At 60.5% G+C, this 12,120-nt stretch carries 12 protein-coding genes; 7 read left to right on the top strand and 5 right to left on the bottom strand.

Annotation, left to right across the window (positions count from 1 at the left end):
• Positions 1-7 precede the first annotated feature (7 nt).
• From PSCI_RS24325 to cysB, 3 genes are all read left to right on the top strand, one after another.
• Positions 8-988 (top strand): putative 2-dehydropantoate 2-reductase, encoded by a 981-nt coding sequence (locus PSCI_RS24325; RefSeq protein ID WP_045491963.1) that lies wholly within the window; start codon positions 8-10, stop codon positions 986-988.
• 103 nt (positions 989-1,091) lie between these two features.
• The gene (locus PSCI_RS24320; protein WP_045491961.1) at positions 1,092-1,583 is read left to right on the top strand and encodes a universal stress protein; all 492 of its coding nucleotides are present in this window, start codon (positions 1,092-1,094) and stop codon (positions 1,581-1,583) included.
• Between the two features lie 133 nt (positions 1,584-1,716).
• Complete coding sequence (cysB, locus tag PSCI_RS24315; RefSeq protein WP_045491959.1) at positions 1,717-2,691, top strand: HTH-type transcriptional regulator CysB; 975 nt, start codon at positions 1,717-1,719, stop codon at positions 2,689-2,691.
• Between the two features lie 118 nt (positions 2,692-2,809).
• Here cysB and PSCI_RS24310 read toward each other — a convergent pair whose 3' ends face one another.
• Positions 2,810-3,544: a phosphoadenylyl-sulfate reductase gene (locus PSCI_RS24310; protein WP_045491957.1), complete on the bottom strand. Its 735-nt coding sequence runs from the start codon at positions 3,542-3,544 to the stop codon at positions 2,810-2,812.
• A 203-nt stretch (positions 3,545-3,747) separates the two neighbouring features.
• Here PSCI_RS24310 and thrH point away from each other — a divergent pair, with 203 nt between their 5' ends.
• Positions 3,748-4,365 carry a bifunctional phosphoserine phosphatase/homoserine phosphotransferase ThrH gene (gene thrH, locus PSCI_RS24305; protein ID WP_045491954.1) on the top strand — a complete coding sequence of 206 codons (618 nt, stop codon included), beginning with the start codon at positions 3,748-3,750 and terminating at the stop codon, positions 4,363-4,365.
• A 55-nt stretch (positions 4,366-4,420) separates the two neighbouring features.
• Here the strand turns inward: thrH and pabB are convergent, their stop codons facing one another.
• The 4 genes from pabB to rloA form a co-directional block, all read right to left on the bottom strand.
• Entirely contained in the window at positions 4,421-5,764 is a 1,344-nt protein-coding gene (pabB, locus tag PSCI_RS24300; RefSeq protein WP_045491952.1) for an aminodeoxychorismate synthase component I, read from the bottom strand.
• Between the two features lie 101 nt (positions 5,765-5,865).
• A complete protein-coding gene (locus PSCI_RS24295) occupies positions 5,866-6,840 on the bottom strand; it encodes an alpha-L-glutamate ligase-like protein (protein WP_162484360.1) in 975 nt (324 codons plus the stop codon).
• Complete coding sequence (gene rloB, locus PSCI_RS24290) at positions 6,840-8,378, bottom strand: osmotic stress tolerance membrane protein RloB (protein ID WP_045491947.1); 1,539 nt, start codon at positions 8,376-8,378, stop codon at positions 6,840-6,842. The genes PSCI_RS24295 and rloB overlap by 1 nt, the downstream gene beginning before the upstream one ends.
• A 4-nt stretch (positions 8,379-8,382) precedes the next feature.
• Positions 8,383-8,913 (bottom strand): retropepsin-like aspartic peptidase RloA, encoded by a 531-nt coding sequence (gene rloA, locus PSCI_RS24285; RefSeq protein ID WP_144403325.1) that lies wholly within the window; start codon positions 8,911-8,913, stop codon positions 8,383-8,385.
• 252 nt (positions 8,914-9,165) lie between these two features.
• Between rloA and PSCI_RS24280 the strand changes: the two genes are divergently transcribed.
• The 3 genes from PSCI_RS24280 (at position 9,166) to prpC (ending at position 12,103) form a co-directional block, all read left to right on the top strand.
• On the top strand, positions 9,166-9,885 hold the full coding sequence (locus PSCI_RS24280) for a GntR family transcriptional regulator (protein WP_045491943.1): 720 nt from the start codon (positions 9,166-9,168) through the stop codon (positions 9,883-9,885).
• Positions 9,882-10,775: a methylisocitrate lyase gene (prpB, locus tag PSCI_RS24275; protein WP_045491941.1), complete on the top strand. Its 894-nt coding sequence runs from the start codon at positions 9,882-9,884 to the stop codon at positions 10,773-10,775. Before PSCI_RS24280 ends, prpB begins: the two co-directional genes overlap by 4 nt.
• Positions 10,776-10,975: 200 nt before the next feature.
• Entirely contained in the window at positions 10,976-12,103 is a 1,128-nt protein-coding gene (gene prpC / locus PSCI_RS24270; RefSeq protein WP_045491939.1) for a bifunctional 2-methylcitrate synthase/citrate synthase, read from the top strand.
• The last annotated feature ends 17 nt before the right edge of the window (positions 12,104-12,120 follow it).

The following is a 12,120-nucleotide window of genomic DNA, read 5'->3' as shown; positions in this document are numbered from 1 at the left end:
TGTGCCAATGACCTTAACGACTCAACGCCCGCGCATCGGCATCATCGGTACCGGTGCGATCGGCGGTTTTTATGGCTTGATGCTGGCGCGCGCCGGCTTCGACGTGCATTTTTTACTGCGTAGCGAATTCGCTGCCGTGTGCCGGCAGGGGTTGCGGGTCGACAGCCAGGTACACGGCCCCTTGCTGCTTGCACCGGTCAATGCCCACCGCAGCGTTGCCGACATGCCGCCCTGCGACTGGTTGCTGGTCGGCGCCAAATCGACCTCTAACGCTGACCTGGCTCCGTTGATCGCCCAGGCCGCCGCGCCTGGCGCGCGGATTGTGCTGTTGCAGAACGGTCTCGGTGTCGAAGACCAATTACGTGCCTTGCTGCCCGAGACCCTGCATATTCTTGGCGGGCTGTGTTTCATCGCGGTGTACCGCCAGGCGCCCGGTGTCGTCGTGCATCAGTCCGGTGGTGCGGTCAACCTGGGCTATCACAGTGGTCCGGCAAGCGAGTCGGCGCAGCGTCAGGCGGTGGTCGAGGAGGGCGCAGCATTACTGCGCGCTGCCGGGGTGGACAGCCAGGCCATGGCAGATCTGCAGCAGGCGCGCTGGCAGAAGCTGGTCTGGAATGTGCCTTATAACGGGTTGTCGGTGGTGCTGCAGGCGGGTACCGGGGCACTGATGAATGACCCGGCTGTTCGCGAGCTGATTGTGAGCCTGATGAATGAAGTGATTCAGGGCGCTGCTGCCTGTGGCCATGTGCTGCCGGAGCAGTATGCCCAGACCCTGTTCAGCTTTACCGAAAAAATGCCCGACTACTGGCCGAGCATGTACCTCGATTACCGTGAGCGGCGCCCGCTGGAGCTACAGGCCATTTACGAAGCACCGCTGAACGCAGCCCGTGTCGCCGGATGTGACATGCCACAGGTGCGCATGCTGTATCAGGCGCTGACATTCATCGATCGTCGTCAACGGGCGGATGTGCCAGCCGCCCTGGCATAAGCTGATACGGGCATGGCGGACCGGTGCCAGGTTCGCCGCCGCATTGGTAGGGCGCTGCTAAGCTCAATCAATCTCCGCCATTTCTGGCAGTCCGGGAGGCCGTATGATTCGTTCGATGCTGTATGCCACAGATCTCGGTCTGTACGCGCCTTACGTGACGCAACATGCGTTGGCACTGGCTCGAACCTTCAATGCGCGGCTGCACGTCATCCATGTTGTCGAGCCGCTGGGGCTGTTCGCCGAGTCGGTGCTACAGAGCTATCTGGATGATGAAGCACTCCGGCAGTTGCACGGCAAAGGCGTGAGTACATTCATGGAAGGCATAGAGCAACGGATGCTCGACGGGTTTCGTGAAGAGCTGGGCGAAGGGCATCAGGACCTGTCCTTCATCCGCACGGTGCGAGTCGTGCAGGGCGATCCTTGCGATGTGATTCTCGAACAGGCACGTGAACTGGCTGTAGACCTGCTGGTCATCGGCAGTCATAGCCGAATGGTCGGGGAGGGCGCGCCGATCGGGCGTACCGTTGCCCGGGTTTTGCAGTATTCGGTTGTACCGGTTTACATGGTGCCCATGATGCAGAGCGGGCAGCGATGAAAAAATTGATGGTCTGAAGTGAAATCGCGCGTGCCATTACCGCGTAAAGGTGATAAAAAGTTCTAGCTTTCTAACTCAGACCATTAATACAGTTATATACCGTCGCTGATGCCCATCTGCTTGAGGGATACCTATGAAGCTTCAACAACTGCGCTATATCTGGGAAGTGGCGCACCACGACCTCAACGTTTCGGCGACGGCCCAGAGCCTGTACACCTCCCAGCCGGGGATCAGTAAACAGATTCGCCTGCTCGAAGACGAGCTGGGCGTGGAAGTCTTTGCCCGCAGCGGCAAGCACCTGACCCGGGTCACCCCGGCTGGCGAGCGGATCATCACGACCGCAGGCGAAATTCTGCGCAAGGTCGAGAGCATCAAACAGATTGCCCAGGAATTCTCCAACGAGAAGAAAGGCACCCTGTCGATTGCCACGACCCATACCCAGGCGCGCTATGCCCTGCCGCCGATCATTGGCAGTTTCATCAAGCAGTATCCGGATGTGGCCTTGCACATGCACCAGGGTTCACCGACACAGATAGCCGAGATGGCTTCTGATGGTACGGTGGACTTTGCGATTGCCACCGAAGCGCTGGAGCAGTTCGGTGATCTGATCATGATGCCGTGCTATCGCTGGAACCGTTGTGTGGTAGTGCCGCAGGGGCATCCGCTGACCAAGGCGCCGAAACTGACCCTTGAATTGCTTGCCGAGTACCCGATCGTAACCTACGTGTTCGGCTTCACTGGCCGTTCAAAGCTCGACGAAGCATTCAGCAATCGTGGCCTGGTGCCCAAGGTTGTGTTCACTGCGGCTGACGCCGACGTCATCAAAACCTATGTGCGGCTGAACCTGGGGGTGGGGATCGTCGCGCACATGGCGGTCGATGAGGAGCTGGACAAGGATCTGGTGGCGCTGGATGCCAGCCATCTGTTCGAATCGAGCGTGACCAAGATCGCCTTCCGTCGCGGTACCTTCCTGCGCGGCTTCATGTGCGACTTCATCGAAAAATTCGCCCCGCACCTGACCCGTGAAATGATGGCCAAGGCCATTCATTGCCATAACAAGCAAGAGCTTGAAGAGCTGTTCGCCGGCGTGGAATTGCCTGTTCACTGACAAATACCAAAGTGAACAACTGTAGGAGCGACCTCGGTCGCGAAAGAGCCGATACAGCCTCCGCATTTGCGGCGTCTGGCCAATCTTCGCGACCAAGGTCGCTCCTACGGCAGCTTGCTCAAGCCTTGCTGATCAAATTGCCAGCGTGCAGCCCGCATTCTTTCTGGGTCGACTCTTCCCACCACCAGCGGCCTTCGCGCTCGTGCTGGTTCGGCAGCACCGGGCGGGTGCAGGGTTCGCAGCCGATGCTGATGAAGCCGCGTTCGTGCAGGCTGTTGTAGGGCAGTTCCAGCATGCGGATATAGCCCCACACTTCTTCACTGCTCATCTGTGCCAGCGGGTTGAACTTGTACAGTGGGCGCTCTGGGGTCGAGAACGCACTGTCGATTTCCAGGGCGGCAACCTGGCTGCGGGTGCCCGGGCTCTGATCGCGGCGCTGGCCGGTGGCCCAGGCTTTCACTGTGCTCAGCTTGCGGCGCAGCGGTTCGATCTTGCGCACACCGCAGCATTCACCGTGGCCATCCTTGTAAAAGCTGAACAGGCCCTTTTCGCGTACGAAAGGCTCAAGCTTGCTGTGATCCGGCGAAATGATATCGATGTCGATGGCGTAGGTCTCGCGCACCTTGTCGATGAAACGGTAGGTTTCCGGATGCAGACGGCCGGTGTCGAGGCTGAAGACCTTGACGTTCTTGTTGATCTTCCAGGCCATGTCCACCAGCACCACGTCTTCGGCACCGCTGAACGAGATCCACAGTTCATCGCCGAAGTGAGTAAAGGCCAGTTTAAGGATGTCCTGGGGGGATTTGTTGGCGTACGCCGCGGCCAGTTCGGCAACGTCGAATGGTTGGCTCATCAGGTGTGTTCCTAGTACTGAGGTGGCGCTTAAGCGCTCGTGGTGGCGGCCATGGTAACAAAAACTGTCTGAGTGTGAGCGCGTTGCCCCCGCGTGGAGCCTGACAGTGGTGAGGTTTTTTCCAGATGCGACGTCAGCTTGCGCTGTGGCGACATTAGCCTCTAAAGTGCCGCTTCTCTCAAGATCCATTCAAGGAGTGTTCTGTGGAAATTGCCTGTCTCGACCTGGAAGGTGTGCTGGTTCCGGAAATCTGGATCGCCTTTGCCGAAAAAACCGGTATCGAAGCCCTGCGGGCAACCACCCGGGACATTCCCGACTATGACGTGCTGATGAAGCAGCGCCTGCGCATTCTTGACGAGCATGGCCTGAAGCTGTCCGATATTCAGGCAGTGATCGGCACCCTCAAGCCGCTCGACGGCGCCGTGGAGTTCGTCGACTGGCTGCGCGAGCGCTTTCAGGTGGTCATCCTCTCGGATACCTTCTACGAGTTCTCGCAGCCGCTGATGCGTCAACTGGGCTTCCCGACCCTGCTGTGCCACCGCCTGATCACTGACGAGACGGATCGGGTGATCAGCTATCAATTGCGCCAGAAAGACCCCAAGCGCCAGTCGGTACTGGCCTTCAAGAGCCTGTACTACCGAGTGATCGCGGCCGGCGATTCGTACAACGACACCACCATGTTAGGAGAAGCCGACGCCGGAATTCTGTTCCATGCGCCGGACAACGTGATTCGCGAATTCCCGCAGTTCCCGGCGGTGCATAGCTTTGAGGACTTGAAGAAAGAGTTCATCAAGGCGTCGAATCGTGAGTTGAGCCTGTAGGGCGGGCACCGCCGGGCTTCTTCAGCGGCGCAAGCTTTCGCCGCTGAAGCGGCTCCTACAGGCTCTCCAGGGTACGCAGTAGCACACCGACTTTGGTAAAGCATTCCTGATATTCCGCCTCGCATTGCGAGTCGGCAACGATGCCGCCGCCGGCCCAGCAGGACACCTTGCCATCCTTGACCAGCAGGCTGCGGATGGCAATCGAGCTGTCCATTTCGCCGCGCACGTCCAGATACAGCAGCGAGCCGCAGTACAGGGCGCGGCGCTGTGGTTCCAGTTCATCGATGATCTGCATGGCCCGGATCTTGGGGGCGCCGGTGATGGAGCCGCCGGGAAAGCTGCCGCCGAGCAAATCCAGGGCGTCACGGTCGGCGGCCAGTTCGCCGGTGATGCTGCTGACCAGGTGGTGCACGTTGGGGTAGCTTTCGATGCTGAACAGCTCCGGCACCCGCACCGAGCCGGTCCGGCAGTTGCGGCCCATGTCGTTGCGCAGCAGGTCGACGATCATCAGGTTTTCTGCACGATCCTTCGGGCTGGCCAGCAACTCATCGGCCAGCCGCTGGTCTTCGTCAGCGTCCAGGCTGCGTGGCCGGGTGCCTTTGATGGGGCGGGTTTCAACCTGGCCTTGGTGCACCTGAACGAAGCGCTCCGGCGATACGCTCAGCAGCGCAGCACCTTCGGCTAACGGTATATAGCCCGAGAAGGGCGTCGGGCAGGCTTCGCGTAGAGCGGTATAGGCCGCCCACGGATCACCCGAGCAGGTGGCCTGGAAGCGTTGGGTCAGGTTGACCTGATAGCAGTCGCCTGCCTGAATGTAGTGCTGCAGGCGGGTAAACGCTGCGCGGTACTGGTCGGCGCTGAGGTTGGCGGCAAACGGGCTGTGCAGCCGGAAGGTGTCAACACGGTTATCGCCCGGTTGGCTGAATAGCTCGATCAGCCGCTGGCGCTCGGTGCTGGCCAGGGCGGGATGAAACATCAACTGGCTGGTAGCGGCCTGATGGTCGCTGATCAGTGCCCAGGCATACAGCCCTATTTGGGCGTCTGCCAGTTGCAGGTCGTCCACCGACTGGCCCGGCAGGGTTTCCAGACGACGGCCGAAGTCATAGCCCAGGTAGCCCATCAAGCCGCCTGCGAAAGGCAGCTCGCAGCCTGTCGGCAGGTCGGCGCTGCCAAGTTGGGTCAATGCCTGGCGCAGGCGTTGCAGGAATGCCTCGCCGCTTTCCTGCTGTTGGCATTGCAGGGTTTCCAATGGCCAGGCGCTGCACAGGTCAAAGCGGCCGCGCTGCGCCGTCGGCCGACCACTGTCGAGCAACACGGCGCCGGGCGCCTGGCGAATCCTGGCGAAATAGACACCCGGATCAGGGGAGTACGGCAAAGGGTGCAGCGTGCAGGTTGGCATGCGTGACTACGATCAACGACGGAAAGGCGCTGATTGTAATCACCGGCGCCCCATCAGGACAGACCCCTGTCGTTGTCTGGCTGGCGTGCGAAGTATGCGGGTCAGGCGGGCACGTGGCCAAACAGCTGCTGAACGAACCTAACCCGTTGCTCCGGGGTTTGTTGTTCATCGTTGAGCGCCAGCTTTTCCAGATGCGCTTCAATGGCATGGGTGCGCAGAGTCAGGCCGCAGTCATTGGCAATCTGGATGTTCAGGCCGGGGCGGGCATTGAGTTCGAGAATCAACGGGCCTTTTTCCTGGTCCAGCACCATGTCGACGCCGATATAGCCCAGGCCGCACAGCTCGTAACATTCGGCCGCCAGCTTCATGAACCCGTCCCAATAGGGCAGTTGCACCCCATCCACCGCATTGGCGGTGTCGGGGTGTTTGCTGATGATGCGGTTCAGCCAGGTGCCTTTGAGGGTGATGCCGGTGGCCAGGTCGACGCCCACGCCGATGGCACCCTGGTGCAGGTTGGCCTTGCCGCCGGACTGACGGGTCGGCAAACGCAGCATGGCCATCACCGGATAGCCCATTAGCACGATGATGCGAATGTCGGGCACACCTTCATAGCTGATGCTCTTGAAGATGGTGTCGGGAATTACCCGGTATTCGATCAGCGCCCGGTCGCGATGGCCGCCCAGCGAATACAGGCCGGTGAGGATGCTGGAAATCTGGTGCTCGATCTCCGAACGGCTGACCAGTCGCCCGGAGACACTGCGAAAGCTGTCCTCGAAACGGTCGGCGATGACCATGATGCCGTCGCCACCGGCACCTTGGGCCGGCTTGATAACGAAATCATCATGGCCACCGATGATCTCGTCCAGACGGTCGATTTCCTTCTCGGTGGAGATCACGCCGTACATCTGCGGCACATGAATGCCGGCGCTGATGGCGCGCTCCTTGGTGATGATCTTGTCATCAACAATCGGGTACAGGCTGCGCTTGTTGTACTTGAGCACGTAGTCGGCGTTACGCCGGTTGATGCCCATGATGCCGCGCGCTTGCAGTTCCTTCCAGGTCTTCCACCAGCCAATCATTTGGCGTCTTCCTCTTTGAGGAAGGCGCGAAAACGAACCAGCTCGGTCAGGCGATAACCGCGGTAGCGACCCATGGCAAGCATGAAGCCGACCAGCACCAGCAGGATGGCCGGGAAGGTGAACACAAAGTAGGTCAGCTCCGGCACGGTCATGATCAGGTAGGCCAGCGAGGCGGCGAACAGGGTGCCCGCCCCGACTTTCATGGCATGGCTGGCGCCGCGCTCTTCCCAGGTGATCGACAGCCGTTCGATGGTCATGGTCAGGATCACCATCGGGAACAGCGATACCGACAGGCCGCGTTCGATGCCCAGCTTGTGACTGAACACGCTGATGACCGCGATCAGTACCACCACGAAGGTCAGCACCACCGACAGGCGCGGCAGCATCTGTAGCTTGAGATGCTCAAGGTAAGAGCGCAGTGACAGGCCCAGCGCGGTGATCACGGTAAACAGCAGGATGCCGAAGTCCAGCTGGGTCTCGCGAAAGGCCAGGGCGATCAGGACCGGTGTGAAGGTGCCCAGGGTCTGCAGGCCGATCAGGTTGCGCAGCACCAGAATCACCAGCACGCCGATGGGGATCATGACCATGATCATGAAGCTCTGCTGGGTTTGTAGCGGCAGGCCGTACAGCGAGTAGGAAAGAAAGTCGGCGTCGGTGTTTTCATCGGTGAGCTGGGCCAGGCGGATGGCGTTCATCTCGCTGTTACTCAGGGTGAAGCTCACCGTGGCCTTGCGGGCGCCATCCACGCTGACCAGCGGCTCGTCGCCAGTCCACCACAGCAGGCGATCGCCCGGCAGGCCGGACTCACCGGTCAGTGGGTTGAAATACAGCCAATCCTTGCCGTTGAAGCTGCGCAGCCACAGTTCCGGAGTCTGCGGGGTGCCTGCTTCGAGGCGAATGGTGTGTACCTTTTCCATTGGCACATGCGCGATCGACAGCAGCAGGTCGACCACCTGGGCCCTGCGGGCCGGCGACGGATCGCCTCCGAGCAGCAACTTGGCGTTATCGTCGTTGCTGTTGTTGACCCGCTTGATCGCCTCGCTGACGAAGGTTTCGACATCCGCCGAGTGCTGGCGTATGGGGGCCAGCAGGGCGTCGGCGGCGATCTTCTCGGCCCCTTCTACCGGCAGGCTATCGCGGAAAATCGGGCCTTTGGGCTTGGGTTTGTCAGCGCTGTAGCGTTTGGTCAGCACCAGCCGGTAGTACAGGGTCTGGTTACCGTTGGCGCGGCGCGATGACCAGGTGGCCTTGCGGTTGCCGTCGACGCGATTGACGCTGACCCCATAGTTATTGGCGATGAAGCTCTCGTTGAGGCTGATGTAGTCCTGGTTCAGCGGCGGAACAAACATCTGCACTTTGACCGACTCTTTGGCGTTGGCGAGGAATTCGATCTTGGCGTCGATATTCCACAGGTCGTCGGTTTCGTCTTCGGTCATCGGGATGCCGAGCACCAATACCTGCCAGGCCGTGATCGCCAGGCCCAAGGTGACCAGGACGCCGATCAGGATTTTCAGGTGAAGGGTAAGAGCGCGCATGGGATTACTCTGCGTGTTGAGCGATTTTGGCGGCACAGGCAGGTTTGCCGGCGGCGTATTTCAAGCTGGGGTCGACCATCGCGTTGAAGCGTTTGAGCGCGTCGGCGCCAATCAAAAGCGGGTATTGGAAAGCGCGGCGGTCGGTCAAGTTCACTTCCAGGTGACGTAAATCTTCACCCAGGCAGACGTCCAGGCTGATCACCGGCCTGGCGCTGTACTGCTGTTCTTTATTGGCGCCCATATCATCGGCGCGGCGCTTGATCTGGCCGACCCGCAGCAGCGGTTTCTCGATGGGGTGGGCATGAGCCTTGTCGATGGCCAGGTAGAAGCGCACCCAGCGTTGCCCGTCACGGGTGAAATACGAGATGTCACGGGCGCTCAGTGAGGCGGTGACAGCACCGGTGTCGAGCTTGGCGGGCACATCAAGGTCGATTTCCGGCAGCCGGGCGTATTCGTTCAGGCCGTAGACCGATCGGTCGGCAGCGAGTGCGGGTAGGGGCAGTATCAGCAGGCAGAACAGAAAAAAGCGGGTCATTGGGTCCTGGTACATCGGAGAAAAACGGTGACAGCCTCAGACCCGCAGCGGGGCTATGGGTTCGCAGGTCATGTAAAGAGGGGCAAAAAACGCCGGGCATTCTAACATGAAGCCTTTATGACGCCAGCCAACTGCCAGCTATCATTGTTTCGTCCGGTATTAGACGATTGTCGACAATCCATGTATTTGTTTTGACGTATTTTCTATCGTTGGCTAGATTGTCGGGTATGTGAAATCAAAGGTGTCGACAATATGCTGGATGTGGTTGAGCCGTTGCCGCCAGCCGGCGTACCTGCCGGGCAAGAAACTGAAACACTTTCCGAGAATGTGTTCCGGCGTATCCAGGCCGCTATTGTCAGCGGCGAAATCGCCCCCGGCAGCAAAATCTCTGAACCGGAGCTGGCGCGCACCTACGGCATCAGTCGTGGTCCGCTGCGTGAGGCAATTCACAGGCTCGAAGGCCAGCGGCTGGTCGTGCGGGTGCCGCACGTCGGGGCGCGGGTAGTGTCGCTTACCCATGCGCAGATGATCGAGCTGTACCAGATCCGTGAGTCGCTGGAAGGGTTGGCTTGTCGGCTGGCGGCCGAGCGGATGAGCGAGGCGCAGATCCAGCAATTGCGCGACGTGCTGCATACCCATGAGCACGACGCAGCGTTCCAGGCCGGGCTGGGCTACTACCAGCAGGAGGGCGATTTTGATTTCCACTACCGGATCATTCAGGGCAGCGGCAACCAGACCCTGAGCCAGATGCTGTGCGGCGAGCTGTATCAGTTGGTGCGCATGTACCGCATTCAGTTCTCCACGACACCCAATCGTCCCCGCCAGGCCTTTGCCGAGCATCATCGCATTCTCGATGCGATCGCCGACCGTGATGGCGAGCTGGCCGAACTTTTGATGCGCCGCCATATCGGCGCCTCCCGACGCAATATCGAGCGGCATTACCAGGCCGCCCCCGACCGAGGTGAAGCATGAGTCACGTCCATACCAGTCCCGGCCAGCGCCTGCGCGATGCAGTGGCCAGCGAGCAGCCCCTGCAAGTGGTGGGCACCATTAACGCCAACCACGCCCTGTTGGCCCAGCGCGCCGGGTTCAAGGCTATTTATCTGTCAGGTGGCGGGGTAGCGGCAGGTTCGCTGGGCTTGCCGGATCTGGGGATTTCGGGTCTTGAAGACGTGCTGATCGATGTGCGGCGTATCACCGATGTCTGCGATCTGCCGCTGCTGGTGGATGCCGACACCGGCTTCGGCTCGTCGGCCTTCAATGTGGCGCGGACCGTACGCTCGATGATCAAGGCCGGTGCCGCCGGCATTCATATCGAGGACCAGGTCGGCGCCAAGCGTTGCGGCCACCGGCCCAACAAGGAAATCGTCTCCCAGCAGGAGATGGTCGACCGCATCAAGGCCGCAGTGGATGCCCGTACCGATCCTAGCTTTGTGATCATGGCACGCACCGACGCGCTGGCGGTTGAAGGTCTGGACGCGGCGCTGGAACGCGCGGCGGCCTGCATTGAAGCCGGGGCCGACATGGTGTTCCCGGAGGCGATCACCGAGCTTTCCATGTATCAGCAGTTCGCCAGCCGGGTCGGCGTGCCGATCCTGGCCAATATCACCGAATTCGGTGCCACGCCGCTGTTCAGCACTGACGAGTTGCGTGAGGTGGGCGTAGGCCTGGTGCTTTATCCGCTGTCGGCGTTCCGCGCGATGAACAAGGCCGCAGAAAACGTATTTAACGCCATCCGCCGCGACGGCACGCAGAAGAACGTGATCGACAGCATGCAAACCCGCATGGAGCTGTACGACGCGATCGATTACCACCGCTTCGAGCAAAAGCTTGATGCGCTGTTTGCCCAGAAGAAGGGCTGAACCAGGTACAGCTCGGTCAGGCGTCTGTACGTCGGTGGGAGCTGGCTTGCTAGCCAAGACTGCGGCACATATGCAGCAGATGCTGTGGCTTTCGCGGCCCCTTCGCGAGCAAGCTCGCTCCTGCAGATGATCGTCGCAAGACTGTGAACAACCCGAAAAGATTGCCCATTCCCAGAAAAAACAGATAACCGGAGAATGTCATGGCTGAAGCAAAAGTATTGAGTGGCGCCGGCCTGCGTGGTCAGGTCGCCGGCCAGACTGCCCTGTCCACCGTCGGCCAGTCCGGCGCCGGGCTCACCTACCGTGGTTACGATGTACGTGAACTGGCCGCAGGCGCCAGTTTCGAGGAAGTCGCTTACCTGCTGCTGGACGGTGAACTGCCGACTCAGGCGCAGTTGGCCGATTACCAGCAGCGCCTGAAAACACTGCGTGACCTGCCGCAAGCCTTGAAAGAAGTGCTTGAGCGTATCCCGGCCAGCACCCATCCGATGGATGTGATGCGCACGGGCGCGTCGATGCTCGGCACCCTTGAGCCGGAGCAGGGTTTCGACCAGCAGCGCGCCGCCACCGACCGCCTGCTGGCGGCCTTTCCGGCGATCATGTGCTACTGGTATCGCTTCAGTCACGACGCTCAACGCATCGACTGCAGCAGCGATGAGCCGGACCTGGCCAGCCATTTCCTGCGTCTGCTCTCGGGCAAGAGCCCCAGCGAGCTGCATCGCAAAGTGATGAACGTCTCGTTGATTCTGTACGCCGAGCATGAATTCAATGCCTCGACCTTTACCGCTCGGGTGTGTGCCTCGACCCTGTCGGACCTGTTCTCCTGTGTCACGGCTGCGATCGGCACGTTGCGTGGCCCGCTGCATGGCGGTGCCAACGAAGCTGCAATGGAAATGATCCAGCGCTTTGGCTCGGCAGAAGAGGCCACTGAAGGCACGCTCGGCATGCTGGCCCGTAAAGAAAAGATCATGGGCTTTGGCCATGCGATCTACCGTGATTCGGATCCGCGCAACGAGGTGATCAAGGACTGGTCACGGCAACTGGCCGCGCAAGCAGGCGATACCGTGCTGTTCCCGGTGTCCGAGGCCATTGACAAGGTCATGTGGGACGAGAAGAAGCTGTTCCCCAACGCCGACTTCTACCATGCTTCGGCGTACCACTTCATGGGTATCCCGACCAAGCTGTTCACGCCGATCTTCGTCTGCTCGCGGCTGACTGGCTGGGCCGCGCATGTGTTCGAGCAGCGGGCCAATAACCGCATCATCCGCCCCAGCGCGGAATATATCGGCGTCGCGCAGCGGCCTTTCGTGGCGCTGGAGCAACGCTGAACGGGCAGGGAGGCCAA

This window comes from Pseudomonas sp. StFLB209 (assembly GCF_000829415.1).
Classification (GTDB): domain Bacteria; phylum Pseudomonadota; class Gammaproteobacteria; order Pseudomonadales; family Pseudomonadaceae; genus Aquipseudomonas.
The sequence above is the reverse complement of the archived record's forward strand: the minus strand, read 5'-3'. Positions and strand labels throughout refer to the sequence as shown.